Annotated in this window: 27 protein-coding genes; 10 read left to right on the top strand and 17 right to left on the bottom strand. The window is 48.1% G+C overall.

The window, feature by feature from the left end; all coding sequences use genetic code 11:
* The first annotated feature begins 64 nt into the window (after positions 1 to 64).
* Positions 65 to 1,129 (top strand): class II fructose-bisphosphate aldolase, encoded by a 1,065-nt coding sequence (gene fba, locus ACG1BZ_RS21765; protein ID WP_282930878.1) that lies wholly within the window; start codon positions 65 to 67, stop codon positions 1,127 to 1,129.
* A gap of 114 nt (positions 1,130 to 1,243) precedes the next feature.
* Positions 1,244 to 2,227 (top strand): alpha/beta hydrolase, encoded by a 984-nt coding sequence (locus tag ACG1BZ_RS21760; protein WP_413663656.1) that lies wholly within the window; start codon positions 1,244 to 1,246, stop codon positions 2,225 to 2,227.
* A 202-nt stretch (positions 2,228 to 2,429) separates the two neighbouring features.
* Here the strand turns inward: ACG1BZ_RS21760 and ACG1BZ_RS21755 are convergent, their stop codons facing one another.
* The 8 genes from ACG1BZ_RS21755 to serA form a co-directional block, all read right to left on the bottom strand.
* On the bottom strand, positions 2,430 to 2,870 hold the full coding sequence (locus ACG1BZ_RS21755; RefSeq protein WP_413663655.1) for a DUF6326 family protein: 441 nt from the start codon (positions 2,868 to 2,870) through the stop codon (positions 2,430 to 2,432).
* Entirely contained in the window at positions 2,867 to 3,598 is a 732-nt protein-coding gene (locus tag ACG1BZ_RS21750; RefSeq protein WP_413663654.1) for a DUF4386 domain-containing protein, read from the bottom strand. Before ACG1BZ_RS21750 ends, ACG1BZ_RS21755 begins: the two co-directional genes overlap by 4 nt.
* Before the next feature lie 440 nt (positions 3,599 to 4,038).
* Entirely contained in the window at positions 4,039 to 5,265 is a 1,227-nt protein-coding gene (locus ACG1BZ_RS21745) for an MBL fold metallo-hydrolase (RefSeq protein ID WP_413663653.1), read from the bottom strand.
* A 93-nt stretch (positions 5,266 to 5,358) separates the two neighbouring features.
* Positions 5,359 to 5,808, bottom strand: coding sequence for a cupin domain-containing protein (locus ACG1BZ_RS21740; protein ID WP_413663652.1), 450 nt, complete (start codon positions 5,806 to 5,808; stop codon positions 5,359 to 5,361).
* 138 nt (positions 5,809 to 5,946) lie between these two features.
* A complete protein-coding gene (locus ACG1BZ_RS21735) occupies positions 5,947 to 6,729 on the bottom strand; it encodes a LytR/AlgR family response regulator transcription factor (protein ID WP_413663651.1) in 783 nt (260 codons plus the stop codon).
* A complete protein-coding gene (locus ACG1BZ_RS21730) occupies positions 6,726 to 7,802 on the bottom strand; it encodes a sensor histidine kinase (protein WP_413663650.1) in 1,077 nt (358 codons plus the stop codon). Before ACG1BZ_RS21730 ends, ACG1BZ_RS21735 begins: the two co-directional genes overlap by 4 nt.
* Before the next feature lie 51 nt (positions 7,803 to 7,853).
* Entirely contained in the window at positions 7,854 to 8,762 is a 909-nt protein-coding gene (rarD, locus tag ACG1BZ_RS21725) for an EamA family transporter RarD (RefSeq protein ID WP_108734831.1), read from the bottom strand.
* Between the two features lie 200 nt (positions 8,763 to 8,962).
* Complete coding sequence (gene serA / locus ACG1BZ_RS21720) at positions 8,963 to 10,210, bottom strand: phosphoglycerate dehydrogenase (RefSeq protein ID WP_413663649.1); 1,248 nt, start codon at positions 10,208 to 10,210, stop codon at positions 8,963 to 8,965.
* A gap of 150 nt (positions 10,211 to 10,360) precedes the next feature.
* Here serA and ACG1BZ_RS21715 point away from each other — a divergent pair, with 150 nt between their 5' ends.
* The 7 genes from ACG1BZ_RS21715 (at position 10,361) to ACG1BZ_RS21685 (ending at position 15,507) form a co-directional block, all read left to right on the top strand.
* A complete protein-coding gene (locus ACG1BZ_RS21715; protein WP_413663648.1) occupies positions 10,361 to 11,023 on the top strand; it encodes a fumarylacetoacetate hydrolase family protein in 663 nt (220 codons plus the stop codon).
* Between the two features lie 84 nt (positions 11,024 to 11,107).
* Positions 11,108 to 12,616, top strand: coding sequence for an aldehyde dehydrogenase (locus ACG1BZ_RS21710; protein WP_413663647.1), 1,509 nt, complete (start codon positions 11,108 to 11,110; stop codon positions 12,614 to 12,616).
* 269 nt (positions 12,617 to 12,885) lie between these two features.
* Positions 12,886 to 13,284 carry a hypothetical protein gene (locus ACG1BZ_RS21705; protein WP_413663646.1) on the top strand — a complete coding sequence of 133 codons (399 nt, stop codon included), beginning with the start codon at positions 12,886 to 12,888 and terminating at the stop codon, positions 13,282 to 13,284.
* 96 nt (positions 13,285 to 13,380) lie between these two features.
* Positions 13,381 to 13,698, top strand: coding sequence for a DUF2007 domain-containing protein (locus ACG1BZ_RS21700; RefSeq protein WP_413663645.1), 318 nt, complete (start codon positions 13,381 to 13,383; stop codon positions 13,696 to 13,698).
* A complete protein-coding gene (locus tag ACG1BZ_RS21695; protein ID WP_413663644.1) occupies positions 13,640 to 14,131 on the top strand; it encodes a VOC family protein in 492 nt (163 codons plus the stop codon). Before ACG1BZ_RS21700 ends, ACG1BZ_RS21695 begins: the two co-directional genes overlap by 59 nt.
* Before the next feature lie 141 nt (positions 14,132 to 14,272).
* The gene (locus tag ACG1BZ_RS21690; protein ID WP_413663643.1) at positions 14,273 to 14,659 is read left to right on the top strand and encodes an STAS/SEC14 domain-containing protein; all 387 of its coding nucleotides are present in this window, start codon (positions 14,273 to 14,275) and stop codon (positions 14,657 to 14,659) included.
* Positions 14,660 to 14,748: 89 nt separating this feature from the next.
* Positions 14,749 to 15,507 (top strand): TerC family protein, encoded by a 759-nt coding sequence (locus tag ACG1BZ_RS21685; protein WP_413663642.1) that lies wholly within the window; start codon positions 14,749 to 14,751, stop codon positions 15,505 to 15,507.
* A 62-nt stretch (positions 15,508 to 15,569) separates the two neighbouring features.
* On the opposite strand, the gene ACG1BZ_RS21680 is transcribed toward ACG1BZ_RS21685, so the two are convergent.
* The 9 genes from ACG1BZ_RS21680 to ACG1BZ_RS21640 all read right to left on the bottom strand — a co-directional run bounded on the left by ACG1BZ_RS21680 (position 15,570) and on the right by ACG1BZ_RS21640 (position 22,345).
* The gene (locus tag ACG1BZ_RS21680; protein ID WP_282930894.1) at positions 15,570 to 16,022 is read right to left on the bottom strand and encodes a phosphate-starvation-inducible PsiE family protein; all 453 of its coding nucleotides are present in this window, start codon (positions 16,020 to 16,022) and stop codon (positions 15,570 to 15,572) included.
* A 43-nt stretch (positions 16,023 to 16,065) separates the two neighbouring features.
* Entirely contained in the window at positions 16,066 to 16,605 is a 540-nt protein-coding gene (locus ACG1BZ_RS21675; protein ID WP_413663641.1) for a lipase family alpha/beta hydrolase, read from the bottom strand.
* A 294-nt stretch (positions 16,606 to 16,899) separates the two neighbouring features.
* Positions 16,900 to 17,817, bottom strand: coding sequence for an alpha/beta hydrolase (locus ACG1BZ_RS21670; RefSeq protein WP_413663640.1), 918 nt, complete (start codon positions 17,815 to 17,817; stop codon positions 16,900 to 16,902).
* Positions 17,818 to 17,917: 100 nt separating this feature from the next.
* Positions 17,918 to 18,736 (bottom strand): DUF5694 domain-containing protein, encoded by an 819-nt coding sequence (locus tag ACG1BZ_RS21665; protein ID WP_413663639.1) that lies wholly within the window; start codon positions 18,734 to 18,736, stop codon positions 17,918 to 17,920.
* A gap of 261 nt (positions 18,737 to 18,997) precedes the next feature.
* Positions 18,998 to 19,459, bottom strand: a complete 462-nt coding sequence (locus ACG1BZ_RS21660) for a YccF domain-containing protein (protein ID WP_413663638.1) — start codon at positions 19,457 to 19,459, stop codon at positions 18,998 to 19,000.
* A 214-nt stretch (positions 19,460 to 19,673) separates the two neighbouring features.
* The gene (locus tag ACG1BZ_RS21655; protein WP_413663637.1) at positions 19,674 to 20,198 is read right to left on the bottom strand and encodes a nuclear transport factor 2 family protein; all 525 of its coding nucleotides are present in this window, start codon (positions 20,196 to 20,198) and stop codon (positions 19,674 to 19,676) included.
* Between the two features lie 292 nt (positions 20,199 to 20,490).
* Positions 20,491 to 20,721, bottom strand: coding sequence for a hexameric tyrosine-coordinated heme protein (locus ACG1BZ_RS21650; protein WP_108734816.1), 231 nt, complete (start codon positions 20,719 to 20,721; stop codon positions 20,491 to 20,493).
* Between the two features lie 88 nt (positions 20,722 to 20,809).
* Positions 20,810 to 21,187: a PH domain-containing protein gene (locus ACG1BZ_RS21645; RefSeq protein WP_413663636.1), complete on the bottom strand. Its 378-nt coding sequence runs from the start codon at positions 21,185 to 21,187 to the stop codon at positions 20,810 to 20,812.
* Positions 21,188 to 21,418: 231 nt separating this feature from the next.
* A complete protein-coding gene (locus ACG1BZ_RS21640) occupies positions 21,419 to 22,345 on the bottom strand; it encodes a LysR family transcriptional regulator (RefSeq protein WP_413663635.1) in 927 nt (308 codons plus the stop codon).
* A gap of 160 nt (positions 22,346 to 22,505) precedes the next feature.
* On the opposite strand from ACG1BZ_RS21640, the gene ACG1BZ_RS21635 reads away from it, so the two are divergent.
* Entirely contained in the window at positions 22,506 to 23,951 is a 1,446-nt protein-coding gene (locus ACG1BZ_RS21635) for an NAD-dependent succinate-semialdehyde dehydrogenase (protein ID WP_413663634.1), read from the top strand.
* Positions 23,952 to 24,075: the final 124 nt, after the last annotated feature.

Here is a 24,075-nt window from a genome sequence, read left to right as displayed (position 1 = left end):
ATTTGCAGGCAGGTCATAAAAGCAAAAATACAAATACTACGAGTAGACGAGAAAGGAATTAATTATGGCTCTTATCAGCCTGCGCCAAATGTTGGACCATGCCGCAGAGCATGGCTACGGTGTACCCGCATTTAATGTAAACAATCTAGAGCAGATGCGTGCGATTATGGAAGCGGCCAAAGAGACCGATTCTCCAGTAATCGTTCAAGCCTCTGCGGGCGCCCGCAAGTACGCCGGTGCTCCCTTCCTGCGCCACCTTATTCTTGCGGCTATTGAGGAGTTCCCTGAGATCCCGGTAGTTATGCACCAGGATCACGGCACCAGCCCCGCCGTTTGCCAGCGCTCTATCCAACTGGGCTTTAGCTCAGTGATGATGGACGGCTCCCTTGAGGAAGACGGCAAGACCCCGGCTTCTTACGAATACAACGTAGATGTCACCAAGCGCGCGGTGGATATGGCCCACGCCTGTGGTGTTTCTGTTGAAGGTGAGCTGGGCTGCCTGGGTTCCCTGGAAACTGGTATGGCGGGAGAGGAAGATGGTGTTGGCGCTGAGGGCAAGCTGTCCCACGACCAGCTGCTGACCGATCCGGAAGAGGCCGCTGACTTCGTACAGAAAACCAAGGTGGATGCCCTGGCAATTGCCTGTGGTACCAGCCACGGTGCTTACAAGTTTACTCGTCCGCCCACCGGGGACATCCTGGCCATCGACCGTATCAAAGAGATTCACGCTCGTATTCCTGGCACCCACCTGGTAATGCACGGTTCCTCTTCTGTACCCCAGGAGTGGCTGGCTGTAATCAATGAGTTTGGTGGTGAGATCCCGGAAACCTACGGCGTTCCTGTTGAGCAGATCTGTGAAGGTATCAAGTACGGTGTGCGCAAGGTCAATATCGATACCGACCTGCGCTTGGCCTCGACTGGTGCCACACGTCGCTTCCTGGCTCAGAACCCATCTGAGTTTGACCCGCGTAAGTTCTACAAAGCCGCTATGCAGGCGATGAAGGAAATCTGTATCGCTCGTTATGAGGCGTTTGGCACTGCTGGTAATGCCAGCAAGATTCGCCCTGTTAGCCTCGATGTTATGAGCGAACGCTACGCTGCCGGTGAGCTGGAGCCGCAAATCAAGTAACAGTCTTCCACTGTTGCGAAGAGGTGGGCTCTATGCCCACCTTTTTCTTTTCAGGTTGTCTTTCCCGCTACGATATCACTACCCCTACCGCCAAAATGCAGTACCATTGCACTAATGGATACTTTGCAAGACCTCAGCACCTACGATAATAGTCCGGTAATAAAGCGCCCGGACTACTCGGCATTGCGTCAGAAGTTGCCTGAACTGGATTTCGGCGCTGACGAAACCCCTCTGTGCAAAGAGCTGCGGGATTATCGTAATTTTTACGATTTGCATTTTCCCCGAGCCCATAAGACCGGGGTAGGCACTTTTAAAGTTGCCGGATTTGAACTGGTTTCACAGTATTGGATGGTCGAGAAACCCAAGGGCACCTTGTTTATTTGCCACGGCTATTTTGATCATACGGGTATTTATGGCCCGGCAATCCGCTTTGGCTTGGAGCGGGATCTCAATGTAGTGATTTTTGATTTCCCCGGACATGGTTTATCCAGTGGTGAGCGTGTTGCTATCCATACTTTCCTGCAATACCGCCAGGCGTTTGATGGACTGTTGGAAATTGCGCGAAATAAGTTGCCCGGGCCCTGGCATGCAATGGGCCAGAGCACCGGTGGCGCTGCACTACTGGCCCATCTGCAATACAGCCGCTGGCAGCCTCTGGATAAGGTCTTTTTGTTGGCTCCCTTGGTAAGGCCGTCAAACTGGGCCTGGCTAAATCGCTGGAAATATTATGTGGGCCGCCTGTTTATCCGCGAACCCGGCCGGGCCTTTACGATTAATACCCACGATGTGGAGTTTTCTCGACGTCAGGCACTCAGGGACCCCCTTCAATCTCAATCAATCTCTATGAGCTGGCTCAGGGCGATGGTGGATTGGTTGCAGACATTTCCCCGCACGGCACGCAACCCGCGCCCGATCCTTTTGGTTCAGGGAACGGATGATAAAACCGTTGATTGGCGTTATGGTCTTCATGCTGTTCGGAATCGTTTTCCCAATTGCCACCGGGTATTGATACGCGGTGCCCGGCACCAGATGATTAACGAAACCCAACCTTATCGCCATCAAATATTAGCGGCGATGGATGAGTGGTTAACCAAATAGGCTGTGAGCGATAACTTGTATCGCTCAACTCGCAGAGTTTTGACCTGCACTTTTCACTCGGAAAGCCTTAGCGAATCTACTTAGTTAGAAGAAATGAACGCTCTGTAAATTTCCCCGATAAGGTCGAAGACGCCATCCATGCCTTATGCGGCGGTGCCCAAGTACAATATGTTCTTTCCTTCTCCTTTGGTCAAAAACTCTATTAATACTCCTCATGAGGCCAGCGCCAAGCCAGCCAAATAATAGCTAATTTGAGAATAATCTCGATAAATCCCAGATAGAAGTAGAAATACCAGGTGGACATTAAAAATGTTACAAATAAGAAAATAATGAAAGCTGAGGATGTAATAATATTTATCCAGCGAGAGATAGATGGTTTAAGTAATAAAGTAAGGGCAACCATAATACAGGGGAGTGACACAATGATTGATACAGTAAGTAGTGACTCTTGTGTGACCGCTCCAAATGGCCCGAACCCCTCAATTATTCTATCTATTTTTCCTGTCCTAAATAGCCCAAAGAAATCCCCATAGATGTAAAGTAGTACTACTGAAGCCCATAGCCCGGCTATTTTAATCTTAACATCTATATGACTGTCAGTGAGCTTGGTCGATGTGCTCTTTAAGTTGTCTTTATCGTTCATGACATTCCCTCGATCTTACTGGTAGATAACTTTTGATTTGATTCGGTAATAGTTGGTGGAGTTCTAATGCCCATAATTAGTAACCATAGACAGGTTCCGATCTCCCCTAGAGAGGCGGGTACTCTAATAAAAGCGGGGATTTGATATTCAGGGAAAAGTAAATTTGTGCAGAACCTTACTAAATAGCTAAGGCATCCTGCCATTAACAGTATGCCCAGTATTTTTGGTAGTAAGTTTGATTTGTAGACCAGGTATCCGAAAGGAAGTAACCATAATCCCCAGAGAACATGGATTATTTGGATTCCGTTACTATACGATTTTAATAACAATAATACCTGGGTATAAATTTGTTCTTTTTCAAAAGTTAGGAGATATTCTGCTCCGCTAAGAAGTGTGAGAGCATCAACTTTGTTAACTATATTGAGTAGAGTAAATGGAATACTGGTGAGAGCAAAAATAACCATTAACAACGCACATCCTCTATTTACAGGTGCAAATGTGCGATATAAAGCTAGTGGCAGTATTGAAAATAGTATATAGAGAAGTATCCCGCCTAAAATTCCTAATCTATATAGAAATTCATATTCCAGGATGTTTTGCGCTGTTAATGATGCATTTTCCCACGCTGTGGGAATTTTAGAAGGCACATATACTAAAGAAAATATTCCCAACAATATAGTAAGTAAATAAATAAGCCCAGAAAGTCTGGCATATTCTTTTTGAGTCATTTTATATCCTTGTAAAATCAAATTGACAGATAGAGAGCCAATAGTCGGTTAGGTCCTAGTCGCGGTACCTATATAAAGGGGACTGCGATGAAATTCCAACCACGGTAATCAGCTGGAATTTCATAAGAAGAATATGGTCAGCAAAGACGTACTTATGGTGTTGTTCCGTTGTGAATAGAGGTAAAGATTCTGTATCGCTAACGGTACTGAGACTATTGGGTGTGCGGTACTAGCTATTGACGCCATGGTGGTCTCTTTAGAGTCACTGTATGCAAAGAAACCTATTGGAATATTGAGTTGTGCGCTACCCAGCTAGGCATAGGCTGCGGAAAGCGTGGTTTGAAGTGCGGAATAGTGAGATAAGTGATTTGGAATGGTATGGCCATCCAGAAGCTTTGTGAGCCACCAACCGTATGCGGCTCACACTGTTTAGCCTGCTGTTAATCGGGTTGTTGACTGGCTTTCTTGGATTCGGAGGGACTCGGTGTGGAGGCTGGCTTCTTGCGGGGTTTATCACTTTTCTCCGAAGTCTGTTTTGCACTTGTGGGAACTTTGTTAGTAGGGTATTCAACCTTACAGGTACCCTGTCCATTGTCCGATAGCACAATTTCATCCAGGTCATCCATTACCCGAATTGGGCCCGAATAGAATTTACGCATTCCCTTAATAAAGCCGATCTTGTCAGCTTCAGTAACGGGGGGTGGTATTAGGTGTGTTAAGGCAACCGATTTTACTCCCGCTTTGGTTGCCATCTTGGCAATGTCCAGAGTATTGGAATGGTAGTGGATAATTTGATTTGCCTTCTCATATCGCAAACGAGCGCGACGGTTATCCCCGGTTTGCTTCAGCTTGCTGATGTATTGGGCATAGCTGAGAGCCTCAGAAATCAGTAGATCGGCATCCCGTTCAATTGGCTCTAGCGCATCGAAAACATGGGTATCACCAGTAATGATGACTTTACAGGGGCCAAAACGTATCTCGTAACCAAATGCGGGAAAAACCGGTTCGTGATGTACGGCAAACACAGAGACATAAGTATCCCTGTGGTGCCACACATCTTGTACGACCTCGCTTTGATCCCCGGCAATATTCACTAGGTGGGGAGTGGCGACCGCTAGGACTGGATCGAGAATTCCCTGCCTATTTGCCGATCGAAAAAGGATGTCCGGCCCAAAACTCTTGTTAATTCCATCCAAAATGCGATGGATGCCGTAGGGTCCGTAGACATTAATAGGCGAGTCGGCACCAACAAACCAGGACTCGTTGATCACCATGGCCAAACCACCAAAGTGATCCGAGTGCCAGTGGGTAATAAAAATGGGGTCCAGCTGGGCGAGATTAAGGCCGAGCTGGCCAATTCTTGCTGTAGCTCCTTCGCCGGCATCGACGAGGAATAGTTTCCCACTGCTGCGAATAGCAACGCAGGCGGGATGGCGCAAGTATTGATAGGCCGGATCTGGCGTGCCAGTTCCACAAAAGTAGATGTGCATTTTGCCATCATCTTCCACATAAGGTGGGTAACGCTTCAGAGATTCAGGCTGCTCGGCCAGGCTTGAAATCGCGAAAAACACCCCGAGGGCAAGAGTGGCAAATATATCAACGATCAGTCGCATGGTTTTATAGATTCCAGTCAGTACGGAAAATACATACCAAGGATATGCAGACATTTTTAAACGTACAAAAAGATGATTAAAAATTTTGGTCAAGTCTGTAGATGACGTGGACTCATGCCCTGTAAAGGATCAGGATTTAGGCTGCTATTAACTTAGTTTGTCATCAGGATTTTTATAGACGGTGGTTGGTTGTCCTTCCAGGCCCGAGTAAAAGAGAATAATAGTTACCGGAGTATCACCATCATTGCGCCCATAATGCCATTTATCGGTAACTTCGATAAATGCCTTACCCGCCCCCAGAGTAAGCGTTTCCTTCTGTCCTGGGAGTACAATGGTTAAAGTGCCCTCTGCTACATAGACACCGTTTAGCACTGGATGCTTGTGTACGGGCATCTGTTCGCCCACCGGAATAGTAACGCTAACAATCGTTAATTCCGGTTGCCCCGGTTTCATTTTTGGTAGGGAATGTCCTTCCCAGTCCTTTGTAGAGGAAACTAGTGTTTCAAACTTTACGTCGTTGGTTTTGTCCTGGCCAAATATATTTTCCGAGATAAATGTAAGTGTCAGAATGGCAAGGAAAAGGAGGTGGCGGCTCATTGAACTTTCCGGCAATCTTATGGAGATTTATGTAATTCTTGTTCAAGAATTAATGTTGTCCAATAAATTCGCGAAAATCTCTACGGACCAACATCGGAGAAAAAATTGGCTTTCAAATGCCCCCTACTAACAAACTGATTACATTTGGCGGAATAGATGCAGGTAACGCCGGCTTACGGGGAGTATTTCCTCCCTATTTAGCAGGGTAATTTGAGCGGTATCTCCGTCCCTTATTACGTGGCGGATGGCCTTTAAATTGACGACAACAGAGCGATGAACCTGGGCAAAGAGTTCGGGGTCAAGTTGGTGGGTTAGATCCTTTAATGGTGTGCGAATACAGGCTTCGAGATTGTTGTTGCCGGATTCGCTCCAGGCTACCAGGGTATACTTCTCATCTGAACGCAAATAGTGCACATCTTCTACCGGTATCATCCGCAATTGCTGGCCTATGGAAGCGTGAATCCAACGCAGGTATGGTTTGTCTTCCTTGGATTGAAGCTGTCTCGCTAATTGCTCGAGTAACTCCTGTTGATGACTGACGGGTTTGCAACTGCTGAGCCTTTCCCTAAGCCGCTCGGCGGTATCGGCGAGCCGCTCAATCTCTACCGGTTTTACCAGGTAGTCCAGTGCACCCTGCCTAAAAGCTTCCACGGCGTAGTTGTCGTATGCGGTAACGAAAACTAAATGGGCCCGACGCCCGATACTCTGGGCTGCCTCAATACCGGACTTACCCGGCATATGGATATCCAGAAAACAGATATCGGGCTGTTTTTCTTCAAATAGTTCTACGGCTTCACGACCATTGCGGGCCTCCGCAACAACCTTTAGCTCCGGCCAAACACTTTTGAGTTTGCGGATCAAAGACTGGCGCAGTAGTGGTTCGTCGTCAGCTACTAGGGCGGTAGTGGGCGTGGCACTCATATTTGCTCCTCGGCGGGGAATACCAATTCGGCACAAAGACCCGTGGGCTGTTGGCCGATCAAACGCAAGCCTGCACTATCGCCATAGGTGAGTTGTAGCCGCTCTCTCAAAGTTGCCAACCCTGTCCCGAGACTGTTGGAATTGTCCTGGATGCCGATACCGCTATCGGTGACTGTGGCAATACAGAGGCCCCTTTCCAGTTTTATTTCAATATCGATACGTCCCCCTTCCTCACTGGGGTCTATGCCATGGCGGACGGCATTTTCAACCAGTGACATCAGAGACATGGGCAGGCAAGACTGACTTCGCACCTCCTCACCAGCCTTGATAGAAAATTCCAGGCGATCCGGCATACGCATTTGCATCAGGCCCAGGTAAGCCTGCACCAGAGTAAGCTCTTGCCCGACGGTACTTTGCTCCGACTCAAGTTTCGGTACTGCGGCGCGCAGGTAGGCAATCAGGTTGTTCAGTAGTGCGGGTGCCTGAGGGGATGAAGACTCTACCAGCTCTTGCACATTGGCGAGTGTATTAAATAAGAAGTGTGGGGCCACCTGGGATTGCAATAAACGCAGCCGCGCATTGAGCGCCTGGTGCTCCAGGGCTCCCCGCTGCCGCTCAAAAAGTTGCGCCTGCTCTCGTACAGCAATATCCCGCTGGCGCAACAGCGCAGACATAGCGAGCCAGGGCCCGAATAACATGCCGGTCACCGCTATCAGGAGAAAACTCCAGTGTCGGCTGTGGTCCTGCCAAAGTGGAAGTGCCCCCGGTTCTGTCAAGGCAGGGGACAGGATCAGCAATGTCAGTGGAATAGAGATTGCCACACCCACCACCTGTATTACCCAGCGAGGTAATCGTTGAGGCAAGTTGCGCGGCCATTGCTCGAACAGGCAAAAAGTAACCAGTGCTGATATGGCAGCTGTGCTGGTTTGCAGTAGGAGCTCTGTATAAGCACCTTTCCAGCCGAAGCTGAGTAGCAGGGTCCAAAGCAGAGTAGCGAGTAAAACAGTCAGCGACCGCTGCCTGCTGGGTAGCAGTCGCACTTGAGGTGGGTTGGCTGTCGGCGAGTAATTCATGATGGCCGCCTTCGGTTAATTTCAGCGGCCATTCTTACACAGGTTTTACCGTTAAAGCGCTGCTTTACCTTGTAGATGCAGCTTTCTACGCTGTGCCAGTGCATCGACAGAGTAGAGCGCTAGCCCCAGCCAGACAAACATAAAGGTGGTGAGCTTTTCTTCGCTGAAAGACTCGCCCAATACCTGGGTGGCGACCACGAGCATCAGTGTGGGGCCGATGTATTGCAGGAAGCCCAGTGTGGATAAGTTGAGCCTGCGCGCGGCAATCGTGAACAGCAGCAGGGGAACCAGGGTAATGGGGCCCGCAAAGAGCAGTAAGCTGTTTAACTCCAGGCTGTTGTTCAGCAAGTTGCTGGTGGGGCTGTCGCTCCAAAACAGGTAGATCACGGCCACTGGCAATATAAAGAGAGTTTCTACCGCGAGGCCGGTAAGGCTTTCCACAGGGGCCTGCTTGCGGGCCAAACCGTATAGCGCAAAGGAGCAGGCCAGGAACAGGGCAATGATCGGTATGCGACCAAACTGCCAAAGCTCATAGGCAATGCCGGTAGCGGCCAGTGCCACAGCGATCCATTGCAGTCGCCGCAGTTTCTCACCCAGGAACAGGACCCCCAGCAAAATATTGATCAGTGGATTGATGTAGTAACCCAGGCTGCCTTCGAGCAAATGGCCGTTATTGATTGCCCAGATAAACACCAGCCAGTTACCGCCGATCAATACCGTGGTCAGGGCCAGCATCCGCATCTTCTTGCCGTCGCGCAGGGTTGCCAGAAAATCCGGCATCTTGCGTACAATCAGCAGAATACCAATAGCGAGTACCAGCGACCAGATACTGCGGTGGGCAAGGATTTCCGCAGCGGGAATATCCTGTAATTTATTGAAGTACAGTGGCGCCAGCCCCCAAATGAGGAAGGCGGAAATCCCGGCGAGAAGGCCGGTTGAGGCGGAATCATTACTACGCAAGGGAGCACCTGCTGTGGATAACTCTGGCTTTGGTTCAGGGGTGGCACGTGGATGTGGTCACCTGGGCCTGAAGCAAAAGAATAGGTCTGGCCATTGTAGAAGTGGTGGCCGGGGGGGATCAATCTTTTTTACCGCGAGGAAGGCTCCGATTGGCGTGTCATTGGCGGGTATTTGTGGGTACCCGCCAATGACCGAAAGGCTTAGAAAAGCACGCGGCAGCGCAGGGTGCCGGGGATACTCTTCAATTTTTCCAGTGCCAGATCAGAATACTCTGCGTCCACATCGATCACTACATAGCCCACTGTTTCATTGGTTTGCAGGAACTGTGCGGAGATATTGATGGCATTTTCTGAGAACACCTGGTTGATGGCGCTCAGTACACCGGGCACATTCTTGTGAATATGCAGCAGGCGGTGGGTATCCAGGTGACCGGGCAGTGCCACTTCTGGGAAGTTCACAGAGCTGGTGGTGGTGCCGTTATCGGAATAGTGAGCGAGTTTCTCCGATACTTCTGTACCGATATTCTCCTGGGCCTCCACAGTGGAGCCACCTACGTGAGGGGTCAGCAGCGCCTTATCGATTCCGCGTAGGGGAGAGACGAATTCGTCGCTGTTGCCACGGGGCTCAACCGGGAAGACATCGATTGCCGCACCGGCCAGGTGATTGCTCTTCAGTGCTTCTGCCAGGGCATCAATATCTACCACAGTGCCGCGAGAGGCGTTGAGGAGAATACTGCCGGGCTTCATCTGCGCGATCTGCTCGGCGCCCATCATCATTTTGGTGGAAGGCAACTCTGGTACGTGCAGGGAGACCACATCGGATTCCGCCAACAATTCCGGAAGTGAGTTTACTTGGGTGGCATTGCCCAGCGGCAACTTGGTAATCACATCGTAGAATCTGACTCGCATCCCGATAGCTTCGGCCATAACAGAAACCTGGGAGCCGATAGCGCCGTAGCCGATAATGCCCAGGGTTTTGCCCCGGGCCTCATATGAGCCCACCGCTGACTTCTGCCAGCCGCCGCGATGACACACAGCATTTTTCTCTGGAATACCGCGCAGCATAAAAATAGTTTCGGCAATAATCAGCTCGGCAACGCTGCGAGTGTTGGAGTAGGGCGCATTAAATACCGCGATACCCAATTCCGTCGCCGCCTGTAAATCCACCTGATTGGTGCCGATGCAAAAACAGCCTACAGCTACCAGTTTGGACGCATGTTCCAACACTTTGCGGGTTAACTGGGTACGCGAGCGAATACCGATAAAGTGCGCATCGGCAATTTTCTCGATCAATTGATCTTCAGGCAGGGAGGTCTTGAGGTACTCCACATTGGTGTAGCCTCGGGAGCTGAGTAAGTCGACGGCGGACTGGTGTACGCCTTCCAGCAACAGGATGCGGATTTTATCTTTTTGCAGGGACTTCTTTTGATCGGAACTGTGCGGAGCCATAAACTATCTCTTCACTGAGTGCGAATAACAGGTGCAAAGTGCTTAGATCACTTCTTCGGGGGTGCCGCAATTTTGGCGAAGGCGCGATCATAGCACATGCAGCCTCCAAGGCTTTATTCGAAATTTCTATCCTAACTATCTTGTTTATCTATGTACCAACATCAATTTACCTGTGGCAGTGAAGTACCGTTTGGTTTGGGGAAGGTTGTCTGTGTGGGGCGCAATTACGCAGACCACGCGGCGGAGTTAAATAATCCGGTGCCAGAAGAACCCCTGCTATTTATCAAGCCGGCAACAGCCGCGGTACCTATGGCAGACGCCATCCATTTACCAGCGGGGCGCGGTAGTTGCCACTTTGAAGGTGAGCTTGCCCTGTTGATTGGTAAGCGCTTGAGTAATGCCAACGTGGCAGAAGTCCCCGGGGCCATTGCTGGCTTGGGCCTCTCCCTGGATTTAACTTTGCGCGACCTCCAAGCGAAGCTGAAAAAAGCGGGACATCCTTGGGAAAAGGCCAAGGGGTTCGATAAGTCATGCCCTCTTTCTCCCTTTGTGAAACTCGATTGGTTGCCGGACTGGGACAAGCTCAGCTATTCCCTATGGCTGAACGGTGAACTGCGCCAGCAGGGTAAAACCGAAAATATGCTGACACCAATTCTCGATCTGGTGGCCTATGTCAGCAGTTACTTTACGCTCGAACCCGGTGATGTGGTTTTGACGGGCACACCGGCGGGAGTGGGCGAATTACACCACGGCGATAATCTGGCGATGCAGTTGGAAGATGATTGGCTGCGTGTGGAAACGCAGGTGGCTTAGTTTAGAATGACTTCAGCCCTTTGATTTGTGATCACATTTTCGATATAACCGGGAAAACTATCTCCAAATTAAATGAGGTGTGTCATGTCAGCGAAAAATAATATCCCCCAAAACCTGCAGGAATGGCAGGCTCTGGCGGCCTCACTGAAGATCGAGGGCCGTGCCTTTATCAATGGCAGCTATGTCGATGCCCTCTCCGGTGAAACTCGCGCCACTTTTAATCCCGCAAATGGTGAAGAGCTGGCGCAAATTGCCAGTTGCGGTCCAAATGACGCGGACTTGGTGGTAAAGGTGGCTCGGGAAACCTTTGAGTCTGGCGTCTGGTCGAAAATGCCGCCAATGCAGCGCAAAAAAATTATGGTGCGCTTTGCAGAGTTGATTGAAGAGAACCTGGTGGAAATTGCCCTGCTCGAGAGCCTCGATGCGGGTAAGCCGATTGGCGATACCATGGCCGTGGATGTCCCTGGAGCGGCCACTACGATTCGCTGGAGCGGTGAAGCAATCGACAAGATTTACGATGAAGTGGCCCCGACCGGCCCCGGTGAGCTGGGCTTGGTTACCCGTATGCCCCTGGGGGTGGTGGCCGCCATTGTGCCCTGGAACTTCCCTTTATCCACTACCGCTTGGAAACTGGGGCCGGCCCTGGCCACCGGCAACAGCGTTATCCTGAAGCCCGCGTCTAACACACCGCTGACCGCGATTAAGCTGGCGGGCCTGGCTAAGGAAGCGGGCCTGCCAGATGGTGTGTTAAATGTGCTACCGGGGCCGGGAAGTAGCTTGGGCAAGGCCTTGGGCCTGCATATGGATATCGATTGCCTGACCTTTACGGGTTCCACCGAAGTAGGCAAAACCCTGACCGAATACTCAGGTCAGTCCAACCTCAAGCGTACTTTCCTTGAGCTCGGCGGTAAAAGCCCGAATATTGTATTTGCCGATGCAGATCTGGATAAGGCGGCCGAAGCGGCGGCTTTGGCCATTTTCTACAACCAGGGAGAGACCTGCACCGCCGGATCACGTCTGTTGGTAGAAAAATCTATTGCCGATGAATTTATTCAAAAGGTGGCTAAAGCTGCAGAGTGCTTTAAGCCTGGGCATCCGCAAAACCCAAGTACCCGTATGGGTGCCCTGATCGATCGCAGCCAGTTTGATACGGTTGAATTTTACGTGGCCAAGGGCCTGGAGCAGGGTGCGCAATTGGTTTGCGGCGGCAAACCGGTAGATGAAGTAGCAGGCGGTTACTACTATGAGCCAACGGTATTTCGCGGTGTCACCGGTGACATGACGATCGCCCGTGAAGAAATCTTTGGCCCGGTACTGTCTGTTATCGAGTTCGAGACAGAGGAAGAAGCACTCGCCATTGCCAACGACTCAATCTACGGCCTGGCGGCGGGTATCTGGACCAATAACCTGGGGCGTGCCCACCGTATGGCCCGGGATATATACGCCGGCTCTGTTTGGGTAAATAACTATTTTGGCGGTGATATCACCGTACCATTTGGCGGTTTTAAGCAGTCTGGAAATGGCCGCGATAAGTCGCTACACGCGCTGGATAAGTACTGTGAACTCAAGTCCACCTGGATTGATTTGAGCTAGCTTTTCAGATTTGAGGGCCGGATTCCCGGTCCTCATGCATTTTTCCCACTCACGCCGGAATTGCCACTAGACATACAGGGCTCCGGTGTAGTCAGTGTTTATCTCCCTCTACCTTCATACCAGCTGCCGGATCGACGCGCAGTGGATTTTCTGGCGTGAATTATCTAGTCAGCTATACCTAACTTATTGCCCTGAGAAAAGTTTGGGGCGACATTTTCAGGATATGAGTATTCCAGTTCACGAGTTTTATAGCGTGTAGGGGTGCTGATTTGAACAAAACTACCGTTCTATTCGTGGCTTTAAGTGCCATTGGTGCGACCTATGCCCATGCTGAAAAAGCGCCAATTTTTGGTGAAATAGCAGGGCTTGTTAGCGCAGAAAAAATTTATACAAGTATGTCTCACAATAACAATCTCAAGCAGAGGCAAAGAGAGTGGATCAGGCTATTTGTCAATCGTGGTGATCAAGTCAGAAAAGGGCAGAAAATTGCTGAGCATCGCAATAGAAAAGGAAAAGTTGTCCTTGAATATATTGCCAATCGCTCAGGCAGAATTCTATTGAACAGCCGTTCAGCAGTTGACTCCGTAGAGTCTATTCTGGAGATCATTACGGTTGGAGAAGAGAAATACTGTGAATATGAAAATTGTGGTTTGATCGGTGTGCGCTGAGAATTTTCAGGGATTGCCGGCTTGGCAGAAACCGGGTTTGTTTGCAGATTAATAGCTGTGTAATCTGGGGATTCCTGATATTTGTGCGGCCCAATTATGAAACTTATTTATACCCATGAAAACCGCTTGTTGGTTGAGTTGGCAAAGAGTCGACTTGAAGTTGCGGGAATAAAAACACGATTAAAAAATGAATATGCCCAGGGGGCTACTGGTGAATTAGCCCCCAACCAGGTTTGGCCAGAATTATGGTTAGAGCGTGACCGCGATTTGGAGCGAGCCCGACAGGTCCTGGCTGAGGCTGAGGCTGAGGTGGATTCGAATAGCTGGTTCTGCCAGGCATGTGGGGAAGATAACGGTGCAGCTTTTGATTACTGCTGGCAATGTGGAGAACCCAAGCCAGCAGGAGCTGACTAAAGCAGAGTTTTGTGGGTCGTATATCACAATGCAAGTACTTCTCAACATTGATGTCGATGACTTAAACCGTGCGATCAATTTTTATCGAGATGCATTTGGCCTCTACGAAGGTCGCCGCCTGGGAACGGATATGATTGAGATGCTCGGTGGCACTGTGCCTATATTTCTACAGCAAAGGGATTCGGGGATCTGGCCGATAAACAGTAAAAAAAATATAGGTAGCTATGATCGGCACTGGACGCCGGTAAATATGGATATTGTTGTAGAGGATTTGCTTCTGGCAATAGAGCAGGTGGTCGATGCTGGTGGACAGATACAGGGTGAAATCCGGCAAAAAGAATGGGGAGTTAAGTCTTCATTAACTGACCCCTTTGGAAATGAGTTCTGTCTGGTACAGTTTGATGGCAGTGGTTCTGATACCATCAGCTTGTAAGAGAGTAGCTATTCAAATACTTAAATCTATCACCTTTCAATTAATATGATCTTTTTATCTTAACTCATGAATTCATGGCTTTTTCGATGATTAAAGTATGGATTATGTAGTGATAATTCGTAAAAGATTTGCAGGTGTCTTATGACTGTTACGTCCCATGGTGTGTCTATCGGTTTGGAACAGAAATCCGATTATATTTTCCTTACTGTGAAGGCCCGTGGTAAGTTGACCCATGATGATTACGAAACCATGGTACCAATGTTGACCGCAGCAATAGAAAAAGTTGAGCACCCAAAAATAAACGTATTTATGGATGCTCGAGAATTGGAGGGGTGGGAGCCTCGGGCGGCTTGGGATGATTTTAAGTTGGGTATTGAATACGGCCGGGAGTTTAACCGGGTTGCCGTACTTTCAGATAAACGCTGGCTAAAAGTCGCCGGAAAAGTAGGTAGCTGGTTTATTGGTGGTGAATATCGAACATTTGAATCAGAAACTGAGGCGAAAGCTTGGCTGGAGGAAGATACCTAGATTTTGAAGTGATAAAGCCAGAATAGAAAAATAAAGTATTTGTCCATTAAAGGCTTATTAAATAATAAATTATATAAGGATTAGACCGTATGTTTGAGTGGATAGCCAGCCCTGAGGCCTGGATAGCATTGGCCACGTTGGCGGCGCTGGAGATAGTGCTGGGCATCGATAATATTATCTTTATCTCCATTTTGGTTGGACGGTTGCCTCCAAAACAGAGAGAGCCCGCGCGCTTTATTGGTCTTACCCTGGCAATGGTGACCCGGTTGGCTCTGCTTTTCTCTATTGTATGGATTATGGGCTTGGTCGAGCCACTATTTAGCATCTATGGCATGGAAATTTCAGGTCGCGATATTATTTTGGTTGGCGGAGGGCTGTTCCTAATCGCTAAAGCTACCCATGAAATTCACAATAGTCTCGAGGGCGAGGAGGAGAGTGCATCCTCTCTCGGTAGTGCGGGATTTTGGATGGTGCTACTACAAATTGCACTATTGGATATTGTCTTTTCCTTGGATTCTGTAATTACCGCTGTCGGATTGGTCGACGAGATCTCAATCATGGCAATAGCGATTATTCTGGCGGTAATCGTTATGTTGGTAGCGGCTAAACCAATCGGGGATTTTGTTGATCGTCATCCTACCGTGAAAATGCTGGCACTATCCTTCTTAATTATGGTGGGCTTAACTCTGGTGGTTGAAGGGTTTGATGTCCATGTGCCTAAGGGATATATCTACTTTGCCATGGCGTTTTCAATGGCTGTGGAGTTCCTCAATTTGCGTATGCGCAGTAAGAAAGCCCGTAAGACCCCACCGGTAAAGTTACATCACGCTCTACGTGAGGATAGTTAAAATAGTGAGAGGGTGGAGGTGTTCCTCCACCCCGGATTACTGTCTGGTTTGCAATAGTACCCTTAGTTACTATTTTTAAGCTTCAATATTAAGTAAGTAAGGCCCAGTGCGAGAGTGGCAGTAGATAATCCCAAAAGTTCGCCAGCATTGACCTTATCAAGATCTAAAATAATAAATTTTCGGGATAAAGCTAAAATAGCAATAAGTACAACAACTTTGGTTTGAATAATACTTTGTTGACGTGTAACTACATATTGAAGTGTATGGCTAAATTCCAGTGCAATCAGTAAAGTAATAATCTCGCCAAATATCGTTTGAAATACTTTATGGTCCAGAGGGTCCTGCATACCCACCAGCAGCATATTGTATACTGAATATCCCAGGCGACTGATCGCGACTATTACGATTACAACAATAATAAAAGTCAAAATTAAGGCAATCAGGCTTTCAAATTTTCGATAGTAGTTGTGAATTGCCTTATCTGTAATCGAAGTTTTTTCTTCTGGGCTGTCCATGCCTTACTTCTCGTTAAACTTATAAAATTAAAGCTAGTTTCTGTCAGTGAGCTTCTTTATCTAATCCTGATTTAATTTCCCGTTTTAGTAGTGAAATTACCTTACTACTTAGCGGCATCATTCGATGTAGTATCACTGGAACTTCGTAGGATGCTCCCAAGCCCAAGATAGCACTACTATGGGGCATAATGGTTATGTCATAGGGTGTCCAGATTGAAGCCGGCTCGGTAACCTCCAATTTTTGAATGCCCAAATTCAACGCGCGTAAGAAATCACTGCCGATCCGCAATTGTTTCCCACCTTTGTAAGGAAGAAAGTTTGCCCAGTAACTACCATGGTGGGGAGAGGAAATTGATATAAATTTATGCACCCGCTCCAAACCATTAAGGGCTTGTAAATAATACCGTGCGATTATCCCTCCCATGCTGAATCCCACCAGGGTACAGGTAGTTTCTTTATCTACGATATGCTCCAATTTTGCGAGAAGCTGGGACGAAAGGTGTTCCATACCATGCCAGCCGGAGTTATAGCGTAGGTGGATATAGTGTACGTCATAATTTTCGGCAGCTAATTCGTGCTGCATTCTAAGTAAGGAGGTTCCTCGATCAAAAATTCCAGGTATTAAAAGAACAGTTCGGCTTTTACGTTTCATTCTTGTCGCAGGAGAAGTGATGCGTTAGGAAAAGCTTCAATCGCAATAGTCATTTGTCTGCCAAAAACTATTGGGAGCTTGATAGAGAAGTGTAGTTGCAGAACTATTGTTGGATGCCACAAAGTCGCAAAGTAGTCTTAAGGGATAAGTTGGAATGCCGGCAACTATGTCTTTTATTTATATAGACGCCGGCATCTGAAATAAAAAAGTAACTCAAGCGTCTGTTTAAGGGTTTCCAAATAGAAATATTAATATTTCATCGAGTCTAGAATTCCATGATTTCTCATCATGGGCATGACCCTCAAATACTTGGGTTTGCCAATTTGAAGAGGAATACCCTTTCTGGCGCATGATTTTATCCACAGCCCGTTGCAGAGGCGGGTAATAAGCATCCAGGGTTTCTGTACCATGGTCAAAATAAAATCGGTGACTTCCAGGCTTAGGTAAATTTGCCTCTAGATAGTCGCGAATAGCCTTAGCTATCGGTAGTTTGTCGTCGGGGTTAATCCCTGGCCAATGGGTGGATATAGCTGCAGCCGTAGAGAACACTTCGGGGTACTCTGTGACCGCATAGAGTGATATTAATCCCCCCATACTCGCGCCGGCAATAAAGGTGTCGCTGGGATCACCACTCACAGCGTAATGACTATCAATATAGGGTTTAACCTTGGTCACCAAAAATTGTAAGTAAAGATCCCCGCGCAATTCGGCTTGGTTAAATGGATGTTGGACCTGTGAAGCTTCTTTAGGCAAAAAACTCCGAGCTTTCTGGGGGAAGTAGTCACCGTGGCGAAGTGTCTCAATGTTATCGATAGCGACAACTATGAAGGGACGTACCTTCTTTTCTGCTATTAACCGAGAGGCGACTTCATCCATGCCCCACTCCTGACCATTCCAGGTGGTTTTACTGTCGAACAGCATCTGTCCATCGTGCATATAAAGGACGGCATAGGGTTTCTGTGTAGGATATTGATCAGGCAGCCATACATGAATTGGGCGCTCAGCAAGTCCTTCCAGTGTCAGGGAGGGAAGTGTTTCAAGCTTTCCTGCCGATACCTGTACTTCTTTAGGGGGTTCTTCAGCTGTACACGGTGGTATTAGACTGAAAAGAATACCGAATAATAAGGTCTTATAGATATCCATAGCGCCCTGCCTTTGGGGTGTAGATAAAGTTCTACTCTATCTATAAAACCAGTGGCAGGGCTCCTCCCCCTAAGGGGCTGACTTTGGTGTTGAGCCTTCTTTAGAAATAACTGCGGACATCCCAGGTTTCACGTTTATCATCCAATTCGAGCATCGGTCTCATTATAGAGCTATGCCCCTGTCCACCTAGAACGAAAACTTTGGTACCCGGTTGGGCGACGGCTTGGATATTGGCATACATACGGAAGTTTCTGGACCACCATTTGGAGGATAGATCGGCCCCTATAAAGTTATCACCTTGGCCAACGTCATTGAGCATTATATAGGAGCCTAGGTTTACTTTGTCTTCGGCGGGGTCATTGTGTTTATCAAGAGCTTGCTCCAAGGTTGATGAGGCATACAAGTCATTGAAGCGTTTTCCCCAGGCTTCAAGGTAATCATCTATCAACTTTTTCCTCTCAGGAGAACTCTTCTCCAGATAGGATAAAAGCTCGCCGTAAGGAAGATCCTGATCCGAATCATAGCAATTTACTTTTGATAGGCCCGCCTTCTTGGCTACCCTAAATCCCAGTTGTTCGCTTTCTCCTATATTTAACTTATGCTCACCTTTAATATATTTGGCAAAGCGAAGGTTCATTTTGCTTTCGTCATTGGTGTGACATTCCAGAAGAACATGTGTTGGTGAGTCAGTGGCAATCCGTGAGGATAAGTCTTCCAAATAGTTTTGATTTTCTTCGGTATAAACATTAATAACTTGTGTTTTCACCATATCCTTACCGGGGTTGCTAAAATGAAAACTACCAAAAAGCATAACCTGTGCGGGCTCTGTATTTTTTACTGGATCCGCATAGGCATCCAGGCCAATAAGCCCCAAAGAAAGTATAATTGAGCCAGAGATTTGTCTTGCTATGTTTTTCATTAAATATCCTTATTTTATTATTTAGTTTCTATAGGTTGCCTAATTGCTGTACGAAATGAATAGCTCTGAATTTGATATTAATGGATGGATTCAAAATTGAATACTATAAATTAATCGTATCTACTTATAACAAAATTAATAGAGTGATTTTTCTGATCTGAAAGTTTTTATGGTCGAGTTAATACGATGAGGCTTGAGAGCTCAGGGCTATTTTATTAATAGCCCCAAGTTGGTACGGTATCATTGTTAATGTATGTTTACTTAAGTACCACTTCTTAATCTGGTCACTTCAACATCTGCATTACGCATTTTAGCGGAATGGGCTACTTCCTTGCTGACAATAGTCTTACCTATCGGAGAGAGTGAAATTGCTGCAAGCTTAAGGTGCTGCAAACCAAAAGGTATTCCAATAATGGTAAGGAAACAGGCAATAGCATGCAGAAGGTGGCCAATAGCGAGCCAGATGCCAGCCAATAGGAACCAGATAATATTTCCGACTAAACCAAAGCCACTTGTCCCAATATCACCGCGCAGGGTGAGTTCTTCTCGGGAAATTGCCTCCTTGCCGAAGGGGAAAAAAGAAAATTTGCCGATTACAAAGCAGGCTCTTCCCCAGGGAATACCAATAATACTGATAAAGGCAATCAGCGAGCAAAACCACCAGCAGAGTCCCATAAAGACACCGCCAAGGATAAACCAGAGGAAATTTCCAAGTGTTCGCATAACTACCCCTACCAATTCGGTAAAATTTATTAGTGAAAACGGTAATCTACTGATGTTACCGCAAATCCTAATGGCTATATCATTTATTTAAATTACAGTAGTTAGACGCAAGTTCTCACGTTTTAGATTCAGTTATGGCTATTTTCGTCGACCCGATTGTGACTGACTGGTCAGGTTAGTTCGCGGCTTGGATTTTGCCCTTTGGGTATGAAGGTTACGGTATCAGTTCATTTGCCGGAGCATTACTATTTAGCAAACGATGACATTGACTACTTCCTGTTACCGGTAGACCTGACTGCAATATACCCAATTGATCCAAGACAGTCGCTTGGTCCCAGTAAATATGCTCAGAGCTGATTTTTCTATTGGAGAAGCTAATAATTCCCACATGGGGGACTGATAGCTTCTTCCCTGTTGCTTCGATACCAGGTGCGAACCAATCCATACGAATAGAATGGGTAAAGTGAAGAATAAACTCATCCACTAAGCTGTCTTTGCCCACGGTGCGGGAAAGAAGCTGTAAATTTATATCCGCTGGCATTTGAGGAATAAATATATCCCTATAAAATTTTCGTAAGGGTTCTTTTCCCGTTGCGCCGGTATTAACCGGTACATGAATTAATACGGGATTTTCTGTCATGGTAGCAATTGCGGCGTCGGCATCTTTTAGATCGAATTCGGCCTCGGTATGGGTTTCCCAAAGTTGAATTAAGTACTTTTCATCGTCATTGTATTCCATCTCATTCACCTTCCCATTTGAGGCGCAATATTACTAATCGTTGAGTTAATCTATCTTGTGCCAAAGGCAGTATCGCAATGTTTATAAATATCAATAAGGTCGAGAGCGTCAACAGTGAATATGACGATCTTGCAGCTACCTATAGTGATGGCTAATTTTTAGTACAGAATCAGAGAGTTTGTAGTACTAAAAGACCATAAATTATTGAGGAGGAGATGAAGGGAAGTTGTTTGAATGTTTGCAGATCTAGAATGCGTTACCCGTTCTACAAAGATAACGCATTCTTAATCCTTTAGCCGCGCCAGTAATTATTGGCTGCTGCAACGGTTTGGAAGTTAATGGCAACAACCTGAGAGGAGGCGATCAGGCTATCTGCATTTTCCTCATAGGCGGACCTCAGCTTACCCCGTACTTCATCTGAAGGCTGGGTATATTTTACTCCCATCCTGGAAAGTTTCATTGCAAGTTCAAAGCCTTGTTGTGCATTTTCAGTAATTAGGCTTTCTAACCAGATTTGCGACATGGACATCCCTCTCTACTATCGGGTTGATTGATAAAGTTGTGGGAGCTGCTGAGCCCCAGTTATTTTGTGTATTTACTAAGGGTTGAATTCAGTCCAATATGTATTGGCTGATATATTCGTTGAACTGAATAAGATCGAAAGAACCTCTTATTTCGAACCTTACCTTACCGATCTCGCTTAAATAAACTTCTATTTCACAGTCCAGGTCAAAAGTGCCAGCGGTCTCAACAGAGAATGCCTGGATCTTGCTGAAAGGCAAAGAGGTGTAGTCTACTTTTGAGCCGGTGATACCCTGAACATTGGCGGCAATAATGCGTTTGTTGGTGAAAACTACCTGATCGCGAATAGTTTTAAAACCTGCAAAAATAAACTCCCCCTCGATCAGGAACTTATTAAAGTCATCCCTGGATTCAGAGATATCTATAGGCTTGAGTTTAAATACTGGTGAGTTTTTAAAATCTATCACGGGTTATCCCTGTAATTCTATTGGAGGAGGAGATTACCACTGTGGCGCATTAAGTTACAGATGATTTACTTTTTGGTTGTGTTTTTATGTTTAAATTTATTTAATTATTATGACAATTTCCACAGTAGAGGATCGATCATAAGTAAAAGGTAATTTTTGAAATTCTTATCTCTCTATTTACTGGATTCTTGACTCGATTATTTCAGTATCACTAGGGATAAATAGCAGTGGCTATATCTGTCTATTGATTTGCAAGGCTCCCAAAAAAAGCTGCACAGCGGGATGAGTTGCTGCACTTTTTTTGAAGGTGACAGCATTTTGTATTTGGTAGTGAAACTTCTCCGGCAGCAGGGGGAGCAGGGTTCCTTCCCCGACATATCTGCGGGCCAGGTATTCCGGTAGGAAACCCACAAAGCACCCAGAAAGTATCATCGCCAACCTGGCTGCCATATGGTTGGCTGTGGATCGCTTGGGAAACAATCGATACAGGTGCGCCGCGCCAGAGAGAACAGTATGACTGGGCGCAGCTAACTCCTGCTGGGTGAGTAGCTCCTCATCAATAGCTGACACCTGGGCACAGGGGTGGCTGTTACTGCAATAGAGAATCGATTGGTGATAAAACAGGGGTTGGTACTCCAGCCCCGGTCGGCGTGAGTGCAGGGGGTTGATACCGATATCGGCGCGGCCTGCGAGGATTTCCAACTCGAGTTCCTGAGGGGCGGCCAGTTGTACTTCCAGGTGGAGTTGCGGGGCCTTCTCACGCAGTTGGGTGATAGTTCCGGGCAAGTTCAGTTGCGGTATTTCCAATACATCGTCGGGCATTACCAGGCGCAGGGTACCGGTGAGTTGGGATTGGATCGCATTGACCTGGCTTTTGAAGGTATCCAGGTGTCCATCGAGCTCCAAAATAGCCCGATACAAGGCCTCCCCCTCCGGGGTCAGTTTGAAGTCGGCCCTGCCTCGAGAGCGCAAGCACAACTGCATACCCAGCCGTGTCTCGAGGTCGGAGATATGCACACTGATCGTGGAGCGGCTGATATTCAGGGTGACTTCGGCAGGGGTGATGCCTCCGGCGTGGACAACCTCGCGGAAGACGCGCAGCAGGCGCAAATCCATATCGCTGAGGCGGCCTCCCAGGGCGTTTTTGGTTTTGCTCATAGCTGCACTTCCAGGTTGTTTCCGGCGCTGCGGGCTGCGGATTCGATTAAAGTTTGATAAATATAAACTTTAGTTGGAAAAATACTACTATTCTCCTCAGTCAGCTGCGGCCAGAATCGCCGCATACTACTAATAACATCTATTTACTAGGAATTTTCCTGTGAAACTTGCAAATTCGGACCTGTTGAAATTTCAGAACTATATAGCGGGCGAATGGCGTGACGCTGCCTCCACTGTAGATGTATGTGACCCGGCAAATGGCGAGTTGCTAGGCCGTGTGGCCGACGGTACCGCAGAGGATGCCGAGGCGGCGGTGGCGGCTGCCAGTGAAGCCTTCCCCGCTTGGAGCCGCCGTACAGCCGGTGAGAGAGCTGCGGTTCTCAAGCGCTGGTACCAGCTGATCATGGATAACAGTGATGACCTGGCAATGATCCTTAGCCTGGAGCAGGGCAAGCCGGTAGCGGAAGCGAAAGGTGAAATTATCTACGGGGCTTCCTTTATTGAGTGGTTCGCGGAAGAGTGCCGCCGGGCCTATGGCCAGACGATCCCGACTCACAACCCGGCCATGCGCCTGAATACCATCCGCCAGCCGGTGGGTGTGGTGTCCTGTATTACTCCCTGGAACTTCCCCAACGCCATGATTACCCGCAAGGCGGGTCCGGCACTGGCGGCGGGCTGTACTGTGGTGATCAAACCGGCCCTGGAGACGCCACTATCTGCGTTGGCACTGTGCCAGTTAGCGGAAGAAGCGGGCCTGCCCAAGGGGACTATCAATGTAGTTACCGGCAGTGATTCTCCGGGAATTGGCAAGGTTCTGACCCAAGATCCCCGTGTGGCCAAATTCACCTTCACCGGCTCCACTGCTGTGGGCAAGCTGTTGATGTCCCAGTGCGCCAGCACCGTGAAAAAAATGTCTATGGAGCTCGGCGGCAACGCGCCGTTTATCGTATTTGACGATGCGGATATGGATACCGCAGTCAGCGCCTGTATGGCGACCAAATTCCGCAATGCGGGCCAGGTGTGCGTGGCCACCAACCGTATTTACGTGCACGAATCCGTGCACGATGAGTTTGTGGAAAAGCTGCGCGAGCAGGTTGCCGCCCTGAAGATTGGCCACGCTACCGAGGAAGGGGTCAATATGGGCCCGATGATCTTCTGCAGGGCTGTGGACCGGGTTCAGGGGCTGGTACAGGATGCGGTTGAGGCCGGAGCAAAAATTGAAATTGGTGGTGAGCAGCTGGCCAATGGCGATAACTTTTTTGCGCCAACCATCCTCACTGGAGTTACCGATACCATGCGTATCGCCCAGGAGGAAATTTTTGGCCCTCTGGCGGCGGTACAGAAGTTCTCCGATGAGGAAGATGTGGTTCGCCGTGCCAATGAAACGCCCTACGGCTTGGCGGCGTACGTGATGAGTGAAAACATTCGCCGTGCCAATCGTGTGGTAGAGGCGCTCGACTACGGCATGATTGCCTGTAACACCGGAGTGTTCTCCACCACTGTGGCACCTTTCGGTGGTGTTAAAGAGTCCGGCATTGGCCGCGAGGGCGGCGTCGAGGGTATGGCCGAATTTTACGAGACCAAATATTGCTGTTTCGGGGCCTGAGCCCCGGTCTGAACACAACTGGCCTGCGCTTGTCCTAGGTGACAAGCGCCCGAACAGATTTTCGGGAGCCTGTGGCTCCCCTACTTAAGAGTTTGAAACTTCAGGGAACTTGCGGAGATTAATA

This window comes from Microbulbifer sp. CNSA002, assembly GCF_047324085.1.
Taxonomy (GTDB): Bacteria; Pseudomonadota; Gammaproteobacteria; order Pseudomonadales; family Cellvibrionaceae; genus Microbulbifer.
The sequence above is the reverse complement of the archived record's forward strand: the minus strand, read 5'-3'. Positions and strand labels throughout refer to the sequence as shown.